20 protein-coding genes and 5 pseudogenes are annotated in these 19172 nt (G+C 38.2%); 17 read left to right on the forward strand and 8 right to left on the reverse strand.

Annotated features, from left to right (window positions below; translation table 11 throughout):
* Nucleotides 1-59: 59 nt before the first annotated feature.
* The 13 genes and pseudogenes from P6280_RS00680 to P6280_RS00735 form a co-directional block, all read left to right on the forward strand.
* Nucleotides 60-512, forward strand: a pseudogene (locus P6280_RS00680) (DNA-methyltransferase); the annotation flags it as partial.
* A gap of 1 nt (nt 513) precedes the next feature.
* Complete coding sequence (locus tag P6280_RS00685) at nt 514-684, forward strand: hypothetical protein (RefSeq protein WP_180526077.1); 171 nt, start codon at nt 514-516, stop codon at nt 682-684.
* Nucleotides 685-1422 carry a type II restriction enzyme NmeDI-related protein gene (locus P6280_RS00690; RefSeq protein WP_000169629.1) on the forward strand — a complete coding sequence of 246 codons (738 nt, stop codon included), beginning with the start codon at nt 685-687 and terminating at the stop codon, nt 1420-1422.
* Between the two features lie 8 nt (nt 1423-1430).
* A pseudogene (locus P6280_RS00695) lies at nt 1431-1895 on the forward strand (HpyAIV family type II restriction enzyme); the annotation flags it as partial.
* Nucleotides 1896-1946: 51 nt separating this feature from the next.
* Nucleotides 1947-2141: pseudogene (locus tag P6280_RS07610) on the forward strand (DNA methyltransferase).
* Between the two features lie 110 nt (nt 2142-2251).
* On the forward strand, nt 2252-3616 hold the full coding sequence (locus P6280_RS00700; RefSeq protein WP_283236724.1) for a S41 family peptidase: 1365 nt from the start codon (nt 2252-2254) through the stop codon (nt 3614-3616).
* 32 nt (nt 3617-3648) lie between these two features.
* Nucleotides 3649-4797: an SH3 domain-containing protein gene (locus tag P6280_RS00705; protein WP_283236725.1), complete on the forward strand. Its 1149-nt coding sequence runs from the start codon at nt 3649-3651 to the stop codon at nt 4795-4797.
* The gene (locus P6280_RS00710) at nt 4784-5491 is read left to right on the forward strand and encodes a 1-acyl-sn-glycerol-3-phosphate acyltransferase (protein WP_060871239.1); all 708 of its coding nucleotides are present in this window, start codon (nt 4784-4786) and stop codon (nt 5489-5491) included. The genes P6280_RS00705 and P6280_RS00710 overlap by 14 nt, the downstream gene beginning before the upstream one ends.
* Nucleotides 5488-6189, forward strand: a complete 702-nt coding sequence (gene ung, locus P6280_RS00715) for a uracil-DNA glycosylase (RefSeq protein WP_283236726.1) — start codon at nt 5488-5490, stop codon at nt 6187-6189. The genes P6280_RS00710 and ung overlap by 4 nt, the downstream gene beginning before the upstream one ends.
* An 88-nt stretch (nt 6190-6277) precedes the next feature.
* A complete protein-coding gene (gene gap, locus P6280_RS00720; RefSeq protein WP_220904159.1) occupies nt 6278-7270 on the forward strand; it encodes a type I glyceraldehyde-3-phosphate dehydrogenase in 993 nt (330 codons plus the stop codon).
* A 15-nt stretch (nt 7271-7285) separates the two neighbouring features.
* A complete protein-coding gene (locus P6280_RS00725) occupies nt 7286-8494 on the forward strand; it encodes a phosphoglycerate kinase (protein ID WP_283236727.1) in 1209 nt (402 codons plus the stop codon).
* A gap of 15 nt (nt 8495-8509) precedes the next feature.
* Complete coding sequence (corA, locus tag P6280_RS00730) at nt 8510-9472, forward strand: magnesium/cobalt transporter CorA (RefSeq protein WP_000248529.1); 963 nt, start codon at nt 8510-8512, stop codon at nt 9470-9472.
* Nucleotides 9473-9478: 6 nt separating this feature from the next.
* Entirely contained in the window at nt 9479-10207 is a 729-nt protein-coding gene (locus tag P6280_RS00735; RefSeq protein WP_283236728.1) for a TerC family protein, read from the forward strand.
* Between the two features lie 195 nt (nt 10208-10402).
* Here the strand turns inward: P6280_RS00735 and P6280_RS07695 are convergent.
* The 5 genes and pseudogenes from P6280_RS07695 to exbB form a co-directional block, all read right to left on the reverse strand.
* Nucleotides 10403-10474, reverse strand: a pseudogene (locus P6280_RS07695) (agmatine deiminase family protein); the annotation flags it as partial.
* 51 nt (nt 10475-10525) lie between these two features.
* The gene (locus P6280_RS00740) at nt 10526-10744 is read right to left on the reverse strand and encodes a DNA-methyltransferase (protein ID WP_245099460.1); all 219 of its coding nucleotides are present in this window, start codon (nt 10742-10744) and stop codon (nt 10526-10528) included.
* 247 nt (nt 10745-10991) lie between these two features.
* A complete protein-coding gene (locus tag P6280_RS00745) occupies nt 10992-11855 on the reverse strand; it encodes an energy transducer TonB family protein (RefSeq protein WP_283236729.1) in 864 nt (287 codons plus the stop codon).
* On the reverse strand, nt 11821-12210 hold the full coding sequence (gene exbD / locus P6280_RS00750) for a TonB system transport protein ExbD (protein WP_000836339.1): 390 nt from the start codon (nt 12208-12210) through the stop codon (nt 11821-11823). Before exbD ends, P6280_RS00745 begins: the two co-directional genes overlap by 35 nt.
* Nucleotides 12207-12644: a TonB-system energizer ExbB gene (gene exbB / locus P6280_RS00755; RefSeq protein WP_126130766.1), complete on the reverse strand. Its 438-nt coding sequence runs from the start codon at nt 12642-12644 to the stop codon at nt 12207-12209. Before exbB ends, exbD begins: the two co-directional genes overlap by 4 nt.
* Before the next feature lie 318 nt (nt 12645-12962).
* Here exbB and nikR point away from each other — a divergent pair, with 318 nt between their 5' ends.
* A complete protein-coding gene (nikR, locus tag P6280_RS00760) occupies nt 12963-13409 on the forward strand; it encodes a nickel-responsive transcriptional regulator NikR (protein ID WP_245036444.1) in 447 nt (148 codons plus the stop codon).
* The gene (gene nadD, locus P6280_RS00765) at nt 13402-13917 is read left to right on the forward strand and encodes a nicotinate (nicotinamide) nucleotide adenylyltransferase (protein WP_283237436.1); all 516 of its coding nucleotides are present in this window, start codon (nt 13402-13404) and stop codon (nt 13915-13917) included. Before nikR ends, nadD begins: the two co-directional genes overlap by 8 nt.
* Here nadD and P6280_RS00770 read toward each other — a convergent pair.
* Nucleotides 13914-14675, reverse strand: coding sequence for a J domain-containing protein (locus tag P6280_RS00770; protein WP_283236730.1), 762 nt, complete (start codon nt 14673-14675; stop codon nt 13914-13916). The genes nadD and P6280_RS00770 overlap by 4 nt on opposite strands.
* A 138-nt stretch (nt 14676-14813) precedes the next feature.
* On the opposite strand from P6280_RS00770, the gene mnmA reads away from it, so the two are divergent.
* On the forward strand, nt 14814-15842 hold the full coding sequence (mnmA, locus tag P6280_RS00775) for a tRNA 2-thiouridine(34) synthase MnmA (RefSeq protein ID WP_015429402.1): 1029 nt from the start codon (nt 14814-14816) through the stop codon (nt 15840-15842).
* 61 nt (nt 15843-15903) lie between these two features.
* On the opposite strand, the pseudogene P6280_RS00780 reads toward mnmA, so the two are convergent.
* A pseudogene (locus P6280_RS00780) lies at nt 15904-16597 on the reverse strand (NYN domain-containing protein).
* A gap of 204 nt (nt 16598-16801) precedes the next feature.
* Nucleotides 16802-17932 (reverse strand): hypothetical protein, encoded by a 1131-nt coding sequence (locus P6280_RS00785; RefSeq protein ID WP_283236731.1) that lies wholly within the window; start codon nt 17930-17932, stop codon nt 16802-16804.
* A 124-nt stretch (nt 17933-18056) separates the two neighbouring features.
* Here P6280_RS00785 and dnaJ point away from each other — a divergent pair, with 124 nt between their 5' ends.
* On the forward strand, nt 18057-19166 hold the full coding sequence (dnaJ, locus tag P6280_RS00790) for a molecular chaperone DnaJ (RefSeq protein WP_283236732.1): 1110 nt from the start codon (nt 18057-18059) through the stop codon (nt 19164-19166).
* Nucleotides 19167-19172: the final 6 nt, after the last annotated feature.

Raw genomic sequence — 19172 nt, forward strand, 5'->3', positions numbered from 1 at the left:
AGCCTTAAAATGCTTGTGTTAAAATAATTAGAGTAGCAGATATAAAAGGTTAGTTAATAATGGATTTTTTAAAAGAAAACTTAAACACTATCATAGAGGGGGATTGTTTAGAAAAGTTGAAAGATTTCCCTAACAGAAGCGTTGATTTTATCTTTGCTGACCCCCCATATTTTATGCAAACAGAGGGGGAATTGAAGCGTTTTGAAGGCACAAAATTTCAAGGCGTTGAGGATCATTGGGATAAATTTGACTCTTTTAAGGAATACGATACCTTTTGTTTGGGTTGGTTAAAGGAATGCCAAAGGGTTTTAAAAGATAATGGCAGTATTTGTGTGATAGGGAGTTTTCAAAATATTTTTAGAATTGGTTTTCATTTGCAAAATTTAGGGTTTTGGATACTCAATGATATTATTTGGCACAAGAGTAATCCGGTGCCTAATTTTGCTGGCAAGAGACTATGCAACGCCCATGAGACGCTTATTTGGTACGCTAAAAAAATTAAGGAAAAGATAAATGGATACCATATTTTTAAAAATTAAAATTAAAAAAACCGATCAACAAGCAGAAAAACTAAGAGAGCAAGGGTTATTTTTTGCAAGCATTGCAGAAGCTTTGGGGATTGGACGCTCTCAAATTGTAGAGATTGAAAACAAAAAGCCAAAGACAAAAAAAGACAAAAAATAAATGACAAAAGTTGATGCAATTAAAAAAGTTATGGAGGATAATAAAGGGATTGTTTCTTGGACTATCCTATATAACCAAATTGAAAAATACTATCCTAGCATTAGAGCCTCTAAAGAATGGGAGGCTGGGCTTAGAGGGGTATTATACAGAGAGATTAGAAATCATAAAAATTTTAAAAAAGTAGGGTTGTCATTGTATGCCCTTTTGGACTATCAAGAAGAAGAGCTAAAAGAAATTCAAGAAAACCCCATTCGCATGCATTCCTTTATGGAAGGTGTTTGCGTAGAAATGGGTAACTTTTTAAAATTAGACACTTATAGTGCTGATCCAAAGGCTAGTTATAATAATGTGCTTTTATCAGATTTGACAACCTTACGCACTATTCCTAATTTTACTTATAAAGAAATTTTAGATACAAGTAAAAAAATTGATGTGCTTTGGTTTAATCCTAAAGGTTTTATTTTCCCTAAAAGAGCTATTGAAATTGTGGATAGTATAAGCACACTAGAACCAGCTTTGCAACGCACCTTACAATTATTGGAATTTAATCTTGATTTCTATATTTTGCTAAAAGAAAAAGATTTGCAAAAAGCTTTTAAAAAGTTAGAAAAAGAACCATACAAGAGAATAAAAGAACGCTATAAAATTAAAAGCTACACTGCTATTTTAGATATTTATCATAACCCCATTGCTCATATGCATGATGATTTTTTACATGTAAAAACATTTTTTAATTAAAATTTTAAAACATTCAAGGCTATTTTTACTTTATAGATGAGAGTTTGAATAAAAATCAAAATTATTATAAAGAAGAATTGCAAAAATTATCTGTTGGTTATGGTGTGCCTTTGAGCTTGTGTTATGGTAAGGAGTTGTTTGAAAATCTTAATATCTTGCAAGTTTGGGATGAGGTTTTAAACCATTTAGCATGGTGGCGTGAAACCTTACCTGATTTGCCCAGTTTGAACTTTGATGAAAATCCTTTAGAGAGCTTTAAAGAAATCAAAGATCTAGCGCCAAGCGTTTATAGAAAGCTTTTGGACAATGATGGAATTTTCAATCTTGTGTTAATCTTATTCCCAGAACAAAAAGTTTTAAAAAAGTTAGCAGAGCATTTTAGACAACAGAATAAAACGATTTATCAGCAATTAGCATCAAAGTTAGAAGAAAGATTGTTATCAAAAGAAAACCATCAAAAAACCCTCTCATAACAAACAACAGCTTTATACCAACCATAGCGCTTATTTTAGGGGGGGCAAGCGATCTTAACATCTCTTCCGGAGGTGTAGGAACAGCCTTCCCCTTATTCTGTATCGCCTAATCTCGCTCTAATTTGCGATAGAGGCTCTAAAGTAAGCCCCATTTCTAATCTTTTTGTAACGAACATGCTTTGTCATTTGCATGTGAATGGATCGGGGAGTTATGCGTTTTTGTTGTATCGTTTAGGCTCAAAATGAGTGAATGAATGGGCATGTTATCTAAATTTTAGATAGAATAAACGCAAAAAATTGAATAAAACCTTAAAGGTGATTCTTTCTAATCTCAAAAATGGGTGGTGCTATTAACAATGACAAAACGACTTTTTAAAGGGTTGTTAGCGATTTCTCTTGCTGTGAGTTTGCATGGCGGTGAAGTTAAGGAAAAAAAGCCGGTCAAGCCGGTTAAAGAAGATCCGCAAGAATTAGCGGCTAAAAGGGTGGAAGCGTTCAGTCGTTTCTCTAATGTGGTTACAGAAATTGAAAAAAAATATGTGGATAAAATCACCATTTCTGAGATCATGACTAAAGCGATTGAAGGCTTGCTCTCTAATTTGGACGCGCATTCAGCGTATTTGAATGAAAAGAAATTTAAGGAATTTCAAGCCCAAACCGAGGGCGAATTTGGGGGGCTTGGAATCACGGTGGGCATGCGCGATGGCGTTTTAACCGTTATTGCCCCTTTAGAAGGCACTCCAGCTTACAAGGCTGGGGTTAAAGCGGGCGATAACATTTTAAAAATCAACAACGAAAGCACGCTGAGCATGAGCATTGATGATGCGATCAACCTCATGCGCGGCAAGCCAAAGACCTCTATCCAGATCACCATTGTGAGAAAAAACGAGCCAAAACCCTTGGTGTTTAACATTATTAGAGACATCATTAAAGTCCCCTCTGTCTATGTGAAAAAGATTAAAGACACCCCTTATTTATATGTGAGAGTCAATTCTTTTGATAAAAATGTGACCAAATCGGTTTTAGACGGCTTGAAGGCTAACCCTAAGGTTAAGGGGATCGTGTTGGATTTAAGGGGCAATCCTGGAGGGCTGTTAAACCAGGCGGTAGGCTTGTCTAACCTCTTCATTAAAGAGGGGATTTTAGTCTCTCAAAAAGGCAAAAATAAGGAGGAAAATTTAGAATACAAGGCTAATGGCAGAGCCCCCTATACCAATTTGCCTATTGCGGTGTTAGTCAATGGCGGTTCAGCGAGCGCGAGCGAGATTGTAGCAGGGGCACTGCAAGATCACAAACGAGCCGTGATTATTGGTGAAAAAACCTTTGGTAAGGGAAGCGTGCAAGTGTTACTCCCTGTCAATAAAGACGAAGCCATTAAAATCACGACCGCGCGCTATTATTTGCCGAGCGGGCGCACCATTCAAGCTAAGGGGATCACGCCTGATATTGTGATTTATCCGGGTAAAGCGCCAGAAAATGAAAATAAATTCAGCTTGAAAGAAGCGGATCTAAAACACCATTTAGAGCAAGAGCTTAAAAAGATTGATGATAAAACCCCTAATTCCAAAGAGGCGGATAAAGACAAGAAAAACGAAGAGGAAAAAGAGGTTACTCCTAAAATGATCAACGATGATATTCAACTAAAAACCGCTATTGACAGCTTGAAAACCTGGTCTATCGTGGATGAGAAAATGGATGAAAAAGTGCCCAAGAAGAAATAAAAACCCATGGGTTTTTATTTGAAAAATCGTTAATGACTTTTTGCGCTCATTCAATCAAAATCATTAAAACCATCGGTTTGATTTTAAGCCTTTTAGCCACCTTCTTGGTTGCTGATTTGGTCGCTGAAAACACTCATGACCCAGAAGAAATCAAGGCTAAAGTGGTTTATGTAAAAATTCCTCGATTAGAAGATTTGGAAAACAACCCGGTTTATATCGGTCAAACTATAGGTGTAACTTATGATTTATTGCTGTTTGACGCTGAGTTTTTGGAAGCTAAAATCAAAGATGAGCTGGATAAAACCCAAATTGAGCTTTTAAGCAAAATGCCTAAATGGAAAAAGGTGGAAAAAGAGCTTTTCAGAGCGACTTATTATTACAAGATTAAGGGCATAAAAGCGAGCATTCCGCCTTTAGAAGTGAGCGCGTTTTCCAATAAAGACAAGTATATAGATTATTCCATAGCCCCAAAAGTTACTTTGCAGGTAACGGATTTATCCAAAAACCCTCGTTACGCGAATGTCATGGCTAAAGATTTACAAGTCTTGCAATACAAAACCAAAGATTATGACGATAAAAACAATATTTTGGTGGTGGAATTAGCGTTCAAAGAGGCCACTTGGGAAGATTTCCACATCAAAGAAGCGCTAAAACAAGGGTTTGATAACGCCTCTTTAAACCAAATCAAGGCTAAAGAAGGGAGCGTTTTTTATTATTGCGTGTTGCCTAAAACCATTCAAAACCTTTCTTTTGATTATTTTTCGCTTTCAAACAGGCAATTTAAAACCTTATCTTTTTCAACCATTCCCACTCAAGACACTACCGGTATTCAAAGCGATCTCATCCCTAAAAACAATTTTTTAGTCTTTTCTAATGTGGCACTGCTCGCTTTGTGCGTGTTTTTCTTGGTGTTGTTTTTCATTTTTGGGCGCAAGCTCATTTTTTTAGGGCTTGGGATTTTGTGCTTAGGGTTTGTTTTGTATAACCTTTTATTCACGCAAAAATCAGCCATTTTGCTCGCTCATAAAAAAATCCACATTCTGCCCACGCAAAATTCCACCATTTTAGGGCTTTCTAAAAATGAAATGCCGATTAAAATTTTAGGTTCGCATGATGATTATTATAAAATCCTAACACCGCATGAACAAATAGGGTGGGTCAAAAAAGATGAAGTCAAATAAAAAATCTTTAAGAGCGGTTTATAGAGCTTTAGTGATCGCTATAGGTTTAGCCGTTATCATTGTTTTCAATTATTTTAACCGCAAAAACAATAACGCCCGCTCCAGCCGTAGGGCTTGTTCGTGCTTTTTTCCTCTTACCGGGGTTAATTTAGAAAAAATAGGCGCTTTTGATACGGACGCTAAACTCATTGTCTTAAACCACCAAAGCTTACTAGACATCATTTATTTAGAAGCCTACCACCCTAGCAATATTTGTTGGATCGCTAAAAAAGAGCTAGGCGAAATCCCCTTTTATGGGCATGCCTTAACGGATACAGGAATGATTTTAATTGACAGAGAGGATAAAAAGGGGATTGTGAGCCTTTTGAAAGCGTGTAAAGAAAAGCTAGATCAAAACCGCCCTTTAGTGATTTTCCCTGAAGGCACTAGAGGCAAAGGAGGAGAAAAATTCCTCCCTTTCAAGCAAGGGGCTAAAATCATCGCTGAAAAATTCCAGCTCAAAATCCAGCCCATGGTGTTAATCAATTCTATTAAAATCTTTAATTCCAAACCCCTAGAAGCCTATAAAGCCCGCACCCGTTTAGTCATGCTAGAAAGCTATACGCCCAATTTTAGCTCGCCCACCTGGTATGAAGAGTTAGAAGAACGCATGCAAAAAGAGTATTTAAAACACTACCATGAATTAAACGCATGAAGCTTTTTGACTGCGCTCCTTTAAGTTTGGCTTGGCGGGAGTTTTTGCAAAGCGAATTTAAAAAGCCTTATTTCTTAGAAATAGAAAAACGCTACTTAGAGGCTCTAAAAAGCCCTAAAACCATTTTCCCTAAAAGCTCTAATCTGTTTTATGCGCTCAATCTAACACCCCCTAGCGCGGTTAAAATCATCCTTTTAGGGCAAGATCCCTACCATTCCACCTACCTAAAAAATCAACAAGAATTGCCTGTGGCGATGGGTTTAAGCTTTAGCGTGGAAAAAAACGCCCCCATCCCCCCAAGCTTAAAAAATATTTTTAAAGAATTGCATGCAAATTTAGGCGTGCCTGTGCCTTGTTGTGGGGATTTGAGCGCGTGGGCTAAAAGGGGCATGCTGTTATTGAACGCCATTTTAAGCGTGGAAAAAAACCAAGCCGCTTCGCACAAACGCATCGGTTGGGAAGCTTTTAGCGATCAAATATTGATGCGTCTTTTTGAAGCCAACGCCCCCTTGATCGTGGTGCTATTAGGAAAAGTTGCCCAAAAAAAGATCGCTCTAATCCCCAGAAACAAACACATCATCATCACCGCTCCTCACCCTAGCCCATTATCTAGGGGGTTTTTAGGGAGTGGGGTTTTTACAAGCATCCAAAACGCCCACAGAGAGATTTATCATAAGGATTTTGATTTTAGTTTATGATTGATGCTTAATAAGACAGCACCCCTTAAGAATGCCTTTATTTAAGAGCATTTGTGATAAAATGGTGATTTTTAAATAAAGGGAAAACATGCCAATTAGAATCGCTATCAATGGGACTGGGCGCATCGGTTTGTGCGCTATAAGAGTCGCTAGTCAAAGAAAAGATGTAGAAATCGTTGCTATCAATTCTACCGCTGAAACAGAAACTCTTTTGCATTTGATACGCCATGACAGCGTGCATGGGCATTTTGAAGCCAAATTAAACGCTGATAGAACCTTAAATATCGGGCATAGTAAAAACATTTTAGTGTTGAGCGAGCGAGACATTAACAAGCTTGATTTTTCCATCGCTAACGCAGAAATCATCATAGAATGCACCGGGAAATTCAATTCCCTAGAAGCTTCAAGCGCTCATCTTAAAAACAGCGTGAAAAAAGTCATCATCTCCGCTCCCGCGCAAAACGCCCCCACTTTTGTCTATGGGGTGAATCACAAGAATTACCATAACGAAAGCGTGATTTCTAACGCTTCTTGCACGACTAACGCTAGCACTCCTTTATTAAAAATCTTAGATGAAGCCTTTAAAGTAGAAAACGCGCTTTTAACCACCATTCACAGCTACACTAACGATCAAAACCTTTTAGACACCAAGCACAAAGACATCCGCCGCGCTAGAGCGGCCGGCCTTAACCTTATCCCCACAAGCACCGGCGTGAGCAAAGCCATTTCGCTAGTCTTACCGCATTTAGGCCCTAAGATCACAGGCCTTGCTATTAGAGTGCCTACCCCTAATGTGAGCTTAGTGGATCTGTCTTTAAGCTTTAAAAAATCCGTGAGTAAAGCGAGCGTTCAGCATGTGCTTAAAGACGCTTGTAAGCATGCTTTTAAAGGGGTTGTGAGCATTGATGAAGAAAGGCTTGTTTCAAGCGATTTTATTTCTTCGCCTTTTAGCGCGATTGTGATTGATGATCAAATCATGACAATAGGCGAAAAAAATGCTAAAGTATTGGCATGGTATGATAATGAAATGGGTTATAGCGAGCGCTTGATAGACATGGTGCAATATATAGCACAAAATTAAAAGAAAGGATTTTTCATGTTAGCTAAAATGTCGTTTATGCAAAATGTTAAAAACATTCAAGAAGTGGAAGTGGGCCATAAAAGGGTGCTTATTAGAGTGGATTTTAATGTGCCTTTAGATGAAAATTTGAATATTACCGATGACACGCGCATTAGAGAGAGCTTGCCTACTATCCAATTTTGTATTGACAATAAGGCTAGAGATATTATTTTAGTGAGTCATTTGGGCCGCCCTAAAGGGGTTGAAGAAAAATTGAGCTTAAAGCCCTTTTTGAAACGCCTTGAAAGGCTCTTAAACCATGAAGTGGTTTTTTCTCAAAATATCGTGCAACTCAAGCAAGCCTTAAACGAAAACGCGCCCACAAGGATTTTTCTTTTAGAAAACATCCGCTTTTTAAAGGGTGAAGAAGAAAATGATGAAAATCTGGCTAAAGATTTAGCGAGCTTGTGCGATGTGTTTGTGAATGACGCTTTTGGCACGAGCCACAGAAAGCATGCCAGCACTTATAGCACTGCCAAATTCGCCCCTATTAAAGTGAGCGGGTTCTTACTCAAAAAAGAAATTGATTCGTTTTATCAAGCGTTTAACCACCCTTTACGCCCTTTATTGTTGATTGTAGGGGGGGCTAAGGTCAGCTCCAAACTCACTTTATTAAAAAACATTTTAGATCTCATTGACAAGCTCATCATTGCCGGAGCGATGAGCAACACCTTCTTAAAAGCCTTAGGCTATGATGTGCAAGATTCTTCTGTAGAAGACGCCCTAATCAATGACGCCCTAGAATTATTAAAAAGCGCGAAAGAAAAAAAAGTCAAAGTCTATTTACCCATAGACGCTGTAACCACTGATGATATTCTTAACCCCAAACACATCAAAATTTCACCCGTCCAAGACATTGAGCCTAAACACAAGATCGCTGATATAGGGCCTGCGAGCGTGAAATTATTTTCTGAAGTCATAGAGAGCGCGCCCACGATCATATGGAATGGCCCCTTAGGCGTGCATGAAAAACAAGAATTCGCTAGAGGCACAACCTTTTTAGCCCACAAAATCGCTGACACTTACGCTTTCTCGCTCATTGGTGGGGGCGATACCATTGATGCGATCAACCGCGCGGGCGAAAAGGATAACATGAGTTTTATTTCCACCGGTGGGGGAGCGAGTTTGGAATTATTAGAGGGCAAGATTTTACCTTGTTTTGAGGTTTTGGATAAACGCCATTAACTCTAAGGATCGCTTATGGTGAATGTGTTTTTCAAACAGCAAAAATTTGTCATTAAAAAACGCTTTAATGATTTTAATGGCTTTGATATAGAAGAAAATGAAGTTTTATGGTTTGAATTAATCAACCCTACGCCCAATGAATTGGCCACTCTAAGCCAAGAATACGCTATCCACTACAACACAGACCATTCCCAACGAGTCTCATCAGTTACCAAATATTGGGAAGACAGCTCCAGCGTTACGATCAACGCTTTTTTCACCAATCAGGATGAAAATGAAACTTTCCACACGGAAATGGCGACCTTTATTTTGTCTAATAACATTCTTTTCACGATTTATTATGGGACTTTAGAAATCTTTGATTCAATCCAAAAAAAGGTTTTGGCTAGCCCTAAAAAATTTGAAGACGGGTTTGATATTCTAACCAAAATCTTTGAAGTGTATTTTGAAAAAGGGGTAGAATGCCTAGAGTGGATCAACAAACAAACGAGCTTGCTACGCAAAAACATCATTTTTAAAGAAACTTCCACGCCTACGCATGAAAATGTTTTGATGCGCTTGTCCAATTTGCAAGAATTTAATGTGGCTTTAAGGGATTCCTTTTTTGACAAACGGCGCATTATTACCGCTTTATTAAGGAGCAATAAAGTGGATAGCGATACTAAAAATAATTTAAATATCATTTTAACCGATTTTAGCTCTTTAGTGGAGTCTACAACGGTCAATCTCAACTCCCTAGACAACATTCAAAACCTGTTCGCTTCTCAAGTCAATGTGGAGCAAAATAAAATCATCAAGCTCTTCACGGTGGCGACCATGGCGATGATGCCCCCCACTTTGATCGGCACGATTTATGGCATGAATTTTAAATTCATGCCGGAGTTAGAATGGCAATACGGGTATTTTTTCGCGCTGATTGTCATGGCGATTTCTACGATCCTCCCAGTGATTTATTTTAAAAAGAAAGGCTGGTTGTAGCCTTTCATGGAATTTTTATCCTCACTATTAGACGCTCTTTCTACAACGCATGGCATAGTCTCCTTGGCTACGCTCACGCTTTTAGAAATCATTTTGGGGATTGACAATATCATTTTTATCACGGTGATGGTCTATAAACTCCCCAAACACCAGCAAAATAAAGCCATGATTTTAGGCTTGGGTCTTGCTATGCTCATGCGCATAGGGCTTTTAGGGAGCTTGTTTTTTATCAGCCATTTGCAAAAGCCTTTATTCACTTTAATAGGCATGAGCTTTTCATGGCGTGATGTGGTGCTGCTTGTAGGGGGGGTGTTTTTAGCTTTTAAAGCGTTAGTGGAATTAAAAGATCAGATTTATCCTAAAGAAAAACACCAAAAAAAAGCGTTTGGCTTTTTCATCACCTTAATAGAAATCATGTTTTTAGACATCGTCTTTTCTTTAGACTCTGTGATCACGGCTATTGGGATCGCTAAACACTTAGAAGTCATGGCGCTTGCTATTATTTTATCTGTAATAGTGATGATGTTTTTTTCCAAAATCGTTGGCGATTTTATTGAAAAACACTATCGTGTCAAAACTTTAGCCTTTGTGTTTTTGCTCGTTGTGGGCGTGTTTTTGTTTTTAGAAGGCTTGCATTTGCACATCAATAAAAACTACTTGTATGCGGGCATTGGTTTTGCCTTACTCATAGAATGCTTGAATATCTTCATAGAAAAGAAAATGAAAAAAAGTTAAAAAGCGTTTTCTTAAAAACGAAATTAAAGAAGTTGTTTGCAAAAGCTTTCATGCCTTTGTAAATAACCAAATTTTAATCAAAACTCATAAACACATAGGGAGCATTTCGCAACCCCCTTAAAAGAGGGTTTGAAGCACACCTAGTAAGCAAACACATAATTCAAATACACGCTATAGAGCCTGCGGTATTTGACAATCGCCAAACTCATGGGGGAACGCCATTAAAACCGCTTGGATTTTTTCAAACTCCGCTAACATTCTTTTCATTCAAAATATCCTTTTAAATAACTATAACACAATCTCATTCAAATAGCGTTTTTAAAGCAAATTCAAACGCTCTTTGGCGATTTGAAAATATTCTTTTTCTGATTCTATACCGATAAAATTCCGTTCTAAACGCTTGCACGCTAAACCGGTGGTGCCGCTCCCCATGAAAGGATCTAGCACGATGTCATTAGGGTTTGTGTGGATGGAAATGATTTTTTCCATTAAAGCCAGGCTTTTTTGCGTGGGGTGTTTAACTCCAAAAAGTCCCACGGAGAGCTTGTTGTTTTTGCCTAAGAAATTGGTGTTTTTATCGTTAATGAAGTTATAAAGCGCATCCATACCCACACCTTAATAAATTTTTCTTTGATAAAAAGAGATTTCGTGTTACAAGCAATAAATGGAATTTTATGGCTAATTTTAGCTCTAAATTTTAGAGATTTTTTTATAAATTGGGAAAAATGGGGGGGTTTGATTCAACTTTTAAGGTTTAAAAACCGCCTTTAAAAGAAAGACTGGATTAGTCTTCTTTCAAGCTATAAGCGATAGGGATTTTTAGATGCACGGTTTCTTCTGGTTTAGGGAATAAATGCGCTGCGTTTTTAATGGCATCTAAAGCCGCATGGTTTAAAATATCCGTCGTGTTGCTTTTAACTACTTTAATATCCGTAACGCTCCCATCAGGATTGATCACAAAGCTCACTAACACTTCGCCCTCAATGCCCCTAATCTGCGCCATTTTAGGGTAGCGGTTTTTAGAAGAAATAGCGGTTTGAATCTTCATTAAAAATTCGTTGCTCACCCCTGGGTTATAAGCTTGAGCTTCAGAAGTCGCGCCCTCAGAGGTTTTGTTGGATTCTTCTTGCTTGTCTTTTTCTTTGACCACATCTTTAGTCGTTACTTGTTTAGGAGCGCTTTTTTCTTTAGCTTCCTCTTTAGCTTCTTCTTTTTTGGGTTCTTCTTTAGGCTCTTCTTTTTTAACCTCTTCAACTTTAGGCTCGGGCTTAGGTTCGGGCTTAGGCTCGGGTTTTGGCTTAGGCTCGGGTTTGGGTTTTGGCTTAGGTTTTGGCTTGGGTTTGGGTTTAAGCTTAGGCTTTGAAACCTCTTTTTTGGGTTCTTCTTTTTTTGGCTCTTCTTTCTTGGGTTTTTCTTTTGGCTCTTCTTTGGGTTTGGCCGACTCAGCATTGGTCTTTGTATTGGAATTGGTGTTAATGCTGGCTAAACTCATGGTAACCTTAGTGGTGCCAGCTTGCGCTAAAGGCGTTGGGGCCTCTTCGCGCAGTAAAAAATAGCCAAACCCTATAGCGTATAGGGCAAAAGAGATTAAAAAGCTAACACTCGTTGAGACTTTACTTAGCTTCTGTGGAGATGGAGAAATTTTCATGATTATGCTCTTTTAAAATATCCATAATGCTGATAAAAGTTTCAAAACGAGAGCTTTTGTCGCTTTTTAAGTCTATAAGGGTTTTAGGGTCTGTTTGTTTGATTACAGCGCTCAAAGCTTCTAAATTCGTCGGTTTGTCATCTACGAAAATATTGTCATGCTCATCTACAGAGATGACCACCACTTTTTGATCGTTTGGCTGGGATTTTTCCGCATTTTTAGCGTTAGGGAGATTGACTTTAATCTTACCTTGCGCAATAAAAGTAGAAATGCTTAGCACAATCGCTAGCAAAACGAGCATAATATCAATAAAAGGGACAACATTCAGCCCATCGCCTCTTCTGATGCTTTTCATTTTTTCATGATCCTAAATTTTTCGCTCAAAACATCGGATTTTCTCAACAAGCTATTATAAGCGATCAAAGTGGGAATCGCTACAGCAAGCCCTAGAGCGGTCGCTTTTAAAGCTAAAGACAAACCTACCATGATCGTTTTAGCGTCCATCCCACCGCTCACGCCCATGTCATAGAAAATCACCATAATCCCTAAAACCGTCCCTAATAAGCCCACATAAGGCGCGTTGGAATAAATCACATAGAGAATGGTTAGATTCTTGGTTAAATCCAAATTCAGGGCGTCTATATCATCATAAGCTTTCAAATTGACTTTAGAATAAAAAATAACCCTTTCAATCACAAACCACACAGCTAAAAAACTGGCCACGCCAAGCACCGCAAAAACAAATATGTCCACATAACCTTTCAACATTGCCATTGAAAAACCGCCCATAAAAACTCCTTGTCTAAAATAATTCCCTTAAGATTGAAGCAACACGCAACACAGCCACACTCTAAGAGCATGCGCTCTTTAAGAAGCATTCGTTCGCATAAATGCTCCAAAATGATAAAAGAATGTTGGATTGTTGATTATATTGTTTTAATAATAACAAGTCAATAATAATTAAGCTAGTAATTGAAATCAAATTCAAACGCTCTTATGACCAACCATTTAAATCCAATTTGTATTATAATTGTTAATTTTAAATTAATTCAATCATACTAGCATGAGCGACTTTTAACGACTTATGCTAAAAAAGGATTTTTCTCAATGGATACACCCAATAAAGACGATTCAATCATCCGCTTTTCGGTTTCTTTACAACAAAATCTATTGGACGAATTAGACAACCGCATCATTAAAAACGGCTATTCTTCTCGCTCAGAATTGGTGCGCGACATGATCAGAGAAAAATTAGTAGAAGACAATTGGGCAGAAGATAACCCTAATGATGGGAGCAAAATCGCCGTGCTTGTGGTGATTTATGATCACCACCAAAGGGAATTAAACCAGCGCATGATAGACATTCAGCATGCCAGCGGGACGCATGTTTTATGCACCACGCACATTCACGTGGACGCGCATAATTGTTTAGAAACGATTATTTTACAAGGCAATTCGTTTGAAATCCAACGCTTGCAATTAGAAATCGGGGGGCTTAGGGGGGTTAAATTCGCTAAATTGACTAAGGCGTCTAGCTTTGAACACAATGAATAGTGCCTTAAGATACAAAGAATTAGCGCTCTATGGAGGGAGTTTTGATCCCTTGCACAAGGCTCATTTAGCCATTATTGATCAAACTTTGGAATTATTGCCATTTGCCAAGCTCATTGTCTTACCCGCTTATCAAAACCCTTTCAAAAAGCCATGTTTTTTGGACGCAAAAACCCGTTTTAAGGAATTAGAAAGAGCTTTAAAGGGAATAGATAGGGTGCTATTGAGCGATTTTGAAATCAAGCAAGAAAGGGCTGTGCCTACGATAGAAAGCGTGATTCATTTTCAAAAACTCTACCGCCCACAAACGCTTTATTTAGTCATAGGGGCGGATTGTTTAAGGCATCTTTCTTCTTGGACTAACGCTAAAGAGCTTTTAAAAAGGGTGGAATTAGTGGTTTTTGAAAGGATTGGCTATGAAGAGATCCAATTTAAGGGGCGTTATTTCCCTTTAAAAGGCATTGATGCACCGATTTCTTCTAGCGCGATTAGGGCTAGTTTGGGGGTTTAAGCGTGTTTTTTAATGTGGCGGTAGGCTTCTTGAATGATAGCGAAGCGTTTGGCATAAAGAGCCTTATTTTCTTTAAGATCGCATAAATCAGGGTGGTAGGTTTTAGCCAGTTCTAAATAGCGCTTTTTGACTTCGCTGAAGTTTTCATGCTTGATAAAACCTAACGCTTTATAGCATTCCCTTAATTTGCGTTCAGCCAAAGTGGTGTAGCTGTCCTTACCAAAGCCATTAGGATAGATGAAATATAAGCATGCGTTATGGACGATTTTGTTTTCATTGAGCGTTACAATGAGTTCCCAAAAACGCTCTGAATCGCCTCTTATATGCAATTCATCTTGGGTTTCCAAAAACACATAGCCGCTAAATTTCTGGCGTAAAAACCGCTTGGCGATAGGGTGCTTGGTGATAAAAAGCGCGTATTCTGCCCCAAAGGTTAAAACTTTCACTTCTATTTTTTCTAAAAGCGTGTTTTGAGCTATGATTTTGATGCGTATGGGCAGGTGGCTTTTTTGTAAAATCTCTTCTAATGAATATTGGCTAATATCTTTTTCATGTGCGCATTCAAGGGCATGATAGACCCAATTAAGCAAGTAGTTTTTTTTAAAGCATTCCGTGTCGTTTAAAATGAGTAACGATGAAGAGAGCATGTGGCATTGGCTGAAATGTTTTTTAGCGTAGTTTAAAACTTTTTTCAATAAGGGGTGGCTGTTAGGGAGCGCAATTTGCGTGAATTTGGCTAACAATTCAATTTTGGCCATTGCCCTTATTTTCTCCATGCGTTTTGGTGCGATTTTAAAAATCTTTAGGTATTTTAGCATGCTAATGGTTAAAAAAAGGTGGTTATGAATGGTTTTTGCGCTAGACTACGAGCCATAACATTTAATGAAAGATTAAAAATGAAAATAGCGGTATTACTCAGTGGGGGGGTGGATAGCTCTTATAGCGCTTATAGCTTAAAAGAGCAAGGGCATGAATTAGTGGGGATTTATTTGAAACTCCATGCGAGCGAAAAAAAGCATGATTTATACATTAAAAACGCTCAAAAAGCGTGCGAGTTTTTAGGCATTCCTTTAGAGGTGTTGGATTTTCAAAAGGATTTTAAAAGCGCGGTTTATGATGAATTTATCAGTGCTTATGAAGAAGGGCAAACCCCTAACCCATGCGCATTGTGCAACCCTTTAATGAAATTTGGGCTAGCTTTAGATCATGCTTTAAAATTAGGGTGTGAAAAGATCGCTACCGGGCATTATGCGAGAGTCAAAGAAATTGACAAGGTAAGCTATATTCAAGAGGCTTTGGATAAAACTAAAGATCAGAGCTATTTTTTATACGCTTTAGAGCATGAAGTTATCGCTAAATTGGTGTTCCCTTTAGGGGATTTGCTAAAAAAGGATATTAAGCCTTTAGCCTTGAATGCGATGCCTTTTTTAGGCACTCTAGAGACTTATAAGGAATCTCAAGAAATCTGCTTTGTGGAAAAAAGCTACATTGACACTTTAAAAAAGCATGTTGAAGTGGAAAAAGAGGGCGTGGTGAAAAACCTACAAGGCGAAATCATTGGCACGCATAAGGGCTATATGCAATACACGATTGGCAAACGCAAAGGCTTTAGTGTTAAAGGCGCGTTAGAGCCGCATTTTGTGGTGGGGATTGACGCTAAAAAGAACGAGTTAATTGTGGGCAAAAAAGAAGATTTAGCCACGCATTCTCTCAAGGCTAAAAACAAATCTTTAACGAAAGATTTTAAAAATGGCGAATATTTTATCAAGGCCCGTTATAGGAGCGTGCCTACTAAAGCGCATGTGAATTTGAGAGATGAGGTGATTGAAGTGGAGTTTGAAGAGCCTTTTTATGGCGTGGCTAAAGGGCAAGCCTTAGTCGTTTATAAAGATGACATCTTGCTTGGCGGGGGCGTGATTGTTTAAAAATTAAAAAACTAAGAGATACGCCTTTTGGCAGTATCTTTAATGCTTTATTGAATAGGCGTTATTGTTGTTGTTTTTTAAATTGTGGCAATCTAGTGGTTAAATAATCAATATGCTCTTGTAGATCTTCTCTAATAGGTTTTCCCATAGGATCAAGAGTGAAAATGATACCTTCAACTCGAGCAAGTTTTGAAGCAGGGATAAAATCGCTATCACCAGAAATTAAAACGATTTTTTGCACTAATTTTTTCAACGCTAAAGTGGCTATATCAAGCCCTATCTTTATATCAACGCCCTTTTGCTTTGCGTGATAGATAAAATCATCATTTTGAAATTCCTCTATACTTATTTTCCTGTTAAAAAGTTTCTTTTCTTTCTTCTTGATCACGAATGACCCATCTAGCGTTGTTTGTGTCAAGATACCCCAACCTTAACGCCAAGCAAGGCTTAGAGATTAAGTGTTTGTGTAACGCTGTCCTTTCTTTATAGGTTGAGCTTTTGGATAGATCTAGAGCTCTTTGAGTGTGTGGATAATGAACCTTTTTATCTAATGGCTTGCAGTCGTAAAAAAATATGCGGTATAGTTCTTCATCATTCTCTTTATTGATATGCTTTAGGCAATGAGTATGAATAGCGCGTGCTAATCTTTCTGGGTTAAGATCTTCATACTTGTCAACAGACCGCTTCTTAAGATGAGATTTGTAGCATCTTATAAAAAAGTCTCCATCTACAAGTATAGCTACTTTTTTTGACATTCTAAAATCCTAATGAGTATAAAAGTCCGCCCCTTTCAACCCTTTCAAATATTGGGCGACAAGAAACGGATAAAAAATATCTAGGGTTCGCACTTGTATTCTATGGGTTCACAAGGGTCGTGGAATCTCTCAATGAAAAAGAGATCCTTCCTAGAAGTTATGCCCTTATTTTACTCTAATTGTTTTTGCTTGTCAAATATTGTCCTACTCCCGCTTAAAATTTTCAAAGCTAGGGAATCCATGCGGATCTAAGCGGATATTTTGAATAAGAGCTTTCCCACCGCTCAAACCACCGCTCACATTGAAGGGCTTTTTAGTCTGTTGTTGGGCTAAAAGGGCTAAAACTTTGGCGTTTAACGCCATGGTTTCATTCAAAAACGCCATTTGCTCACTCAATTCGCTTAAAAATTCTACATTCAAGGTTTTTAGCGTATGTTCGTAATTGGCTAAGATTAGAGCATGCTTTTCTTTATTATTTTTAGCGTTTTTTAATTCTTTATCTCGCTCTATGAGGGCGTTTTGGTAGCGTTGGCGCAATTCTTTAGCGCATGATTTCAAGTTTTCTTTATCGCATAAAAAATGCGTTTTTAAAGTTTCTAGGCGTTTTTCTAAGGGTAAAAAGGTTTTTAGGGCGTCTTCTTTGGCTTGGATTTGGCTTTGAAGCTTGTTTTTAAATTTTTTCAAACGCATGGCTTTATAGGCTTGAAAGTCATGGTTTTTAAGAGCGTTGTATTCTAGGGTTTTGTTATGGGATTGTTGGTTATGGGCTTGGTTTTCTAAAACTTGATCGCATAAGGCGCTTAAGGCGCTTATCAAATCCAATCGTGAGAGTAAACGGGCGAGTTTAGGCTCTTTGAGTAAGAAAAGAGCGTTGTTTTGTTCTTGGACTTCTAAAGCGTTTGAAGCCTCTTCTAAATTCTTAACGCCGCTCAAATAAGGGCAATGCTCTTGTAAAAAAAGCGTTTGAGATTCTTTGATTAAGCGTTCTTGCTCCATCCCCTCTTTTAAGCGTTTTTCTAAAGCTTGTAATTTTTCTAATTCCAAAGCGCTTTGTTTCAATAGTGCATCAGTGTCCATAAGGCGGATTTGGCTGGCGTTAAAAAAACGCCTCTGGCTATTTAGGGTGCTGTTAGCCTTTTTGATTTCTTTAAGCTGATCTTGGTTGTTGGAAAGCACGCTTTGATAGATTCTTAAACTTTCATTGAGTTTATAAAGCATGTCTGAGAGCTGTTCATTAGAGCGCGAGAGCTTGGCGTTAGTTTGAGAATCAAAAGTCATCATTATCTGTGCGTTTGAAAAGGTTAGAAAAAATAAGAAAAAGCAAAAAAATCTCATGGGGTTATCTTTATTATTATAGTTTCATCGTGTTATTTTATCTAAGTTTTGGCATGCACAAAAACACGCAAACCCACCGCTTTTAAGATAAAATAAGCGTTTTGATGCCATTTTTGGAGCGATCGTGGAATTGAGTTATTATGAAATTTTAGAAGTGGAAAAACACAGCAACCAAGAGACCATTAAAAAGTCTTACAGAAAGCTGGCTTTAAAATACCACCCAGACAGAAACGCCGGCGATAAAGAAGCCGAAGAAAAGTTCAAGCTCATCAATGAAGCCTATGGGGTGTTGAGCGATGAAAAGAAACGGGCCTTATACGATAGGTATGGTAAAAAAGGCTTAAACCAAGCCGGCGCGAGCCAGAGCGATTTTTCTGATTTTTTTGAAGATTTAGGATCGTTTTTTGAAGACGCTTTTGGGTTTGGCACTAGAGGGAGTAAAAGGCAAAAAAGCTCTATCGCACCGGATTATTTGCAAATGATTGAATTGAGTTTTAAAGAAGCGGTTTTTGGCTGTAAAAAAACCATTAAGGTCCAATACCAGAGCGTTTGTGAAAGTTGCGATGGCACAGGCGCTAAAGACAAAGCCCTAGAGAATTGCAAGCAATGCAACGGGCAAGGGCAAGTGTTTATGCGTCAAGGTTTTATGAGTTTTGCGCAAACTTGCGGGGCGTGTAAAGGCAAGGGTAAAACCATTAAAACCCCATGCCAAGCGTGTAAGGGTAAAACCTATATCCTTAAAGATGAAGAAATTGATGCGACAATCCCTGAGGGCATTGATGATCAAAACCGCATGGTGCTTAAAAATAAAGGCAATGAATACGAGAAGGGGAAAAGAGGGGATTTGTATTTAGAAGCGCGAGTCAAAGAAGATGAGCATTTCAAGCGCGAAGGCTGTGATTTGTTCATTGAAGCGCCGGTGTTTTTCACCACTATCGCTTTAGGGCATACGATTAAAGTGCCGTCTTTAAGAGGAGGCGAATTGGAATTAAAAATCCCTAGAAACGCCAAAGACAGGCAAACTTTTGCGTTTAGAAACGAGGGCGTGAAACACCCTGAAAGCTCTTATAGGGGGAGTTTGATCGTGGTGTTGCAAGTGATTTATCCTAAAAGCTTGAATAAAGAGCAGCAAGGGTTATTGGAAAAATTGCATGCGAGTTTTGGCTATGAGGGCGAACCGCATAAAAGCGTTTTAGAAACCTGTATTTCTAAAATTAAAGACTGGTTTAAATAAAAGGTT

The sequence above is a fragment of the Helicobacter sp. 219-2 genome (assembly GCF_030053225.1).
Lineage (GTDB): Bacteria > Campylobacterota > Campylobacteria > Campylobacterales > Helicobacteraceae > Helicobacter > Helicobacter pylori_C.

What these genes read in the sequence shown, in the direction of transcription:
- P6280_RS00685 (WP_180526077.1), top strand. Translation starts at nt 514, where the DNA reads ATGGATACCATATTTTTAAAAATTAAAATTAAAAAAACCGATCAACAA.
- P6280_RS00690 (WP_000169629.1), top strand. Translation starts at nt 685, where the DNA reads ATGACAAAAGTTGATGCAATTAAAAAAGTTATGGAGGATAATAAAGGG.
- P6280_RS00700 (WP_283236724.1), top strand. Translation starts at nt 2,252, where the DNA reads ATGACAAAACGACTTTTTAAAGGGTTGTTAGCGATTTCTCTTGCTGTG.
- P6280_RS00705 (WP_283236725.1), top strand. Translation starts at nt 3,649, where the DNA reads ATGACTTTTTGCGCTCATTCAATCAAAATCATTAAAACCATCGGTTTG.
- P6280_RS00710 (WP_060871239.1), top strand. Translation starts at nt 4,784, where the DNA reads ATGAAGTCAAATAAAAAATCTTTAAGAGCGGTTTATAGAGCTTTAGTG.
- ung (WP_283236726.1), top strand. Translation starts at nt 5,488, where the DNA reads ATGAAGCTTTTTGACTGCGCTCCTTTAAGTTTGGCTTGGCGGGAGTTT.
- gap (WP_220904159.1), top strand. Translation starts at nt 6,278, where the DNA reads ATGCCAATTAGAATCGCTATCAATGGGACTGGGCGCATCGGTTTGTGC.
- P6280_RS00725 (WP_283236727.1), top strand. Translation starts at nt 7,286, where the DNA reads ATGTTAGCTAAAATGTCGTTTATGCAAAATGTTAAAAACATTCAAGAA.
- corA (WP_000248529.1), top strand. Translation starts at nt 8,510, where the DNA reads ATGGTGAATGTGTTTTTCAAACAGCAAAAATTTGTCATTAAAAAACGC.
- P6280_RS00735 (WP_283236728.1), top strand. Translation starts at nt 9,479, where the DNA reads ATGGAATTTTTATCCTCACTATTAGACGCTCTTTCTACAACGCATGGC.
- P6280_RS00745 (WP_283236729.1), bottom strand. Translation starts at nt 11,855, where the DNA reads ATGAAAATTTCTCCATCTCCACAGAAGCTAAGTAAAGTCTCAACGAGT.
- exbD (WP_000836339.1), bottom strand. Translation starts at nt 12,210, where the DNA reads ATGAAAAGCATCAGAAGAGGCGATGGGCTGAATGTTGTCCCTTTTATT.
- exbB (WP_126130766.1), bottom strand. Translation starts at nt 12,644, where the DNA reads ATGGGCGGTTTTTCAATGGCAATGTTGAAAGGTTATGTGGACATATTT.
- nikR (WP_245036444.1), top strand. Translation starts at nt 12,963, where the DNA reads ATGGATACACCCAATAAAGACGATTCAATCATCCGCTTTTCGGTTTCT.
- nadD (WP_283237436.1), top strand. Translation starts at nt 13,402, where the DNA reads ATGAATAGTGCCTTAAGATACAAAGAATTAGCGCTCTATGGAGGGAGT.
- P6280_RS00770 (WP_283236730.1), bottom strand. Translation starts at nt 14,675, where the DNA reads ATGGCCAAAATTGAATTGTTAGCCAAATTCACGCAAATTGCGCTCCCT.
- mnmA (WP_015429402.1), top strand. Translation starts at nt 14,814, where the DNA reads ATGAAAATAGCGGTATTACTCAGTGGGGGGGTGGATAGCTCTTATAGC.
- P6280_RS00785 (WP_283236731.1), bottom strand. Translation starts at nt 17,932, where the DNA reads ATGAGATTTTTTTGCTTTTTCTTATTTTTTCTAACCTTTTCAAACGCA.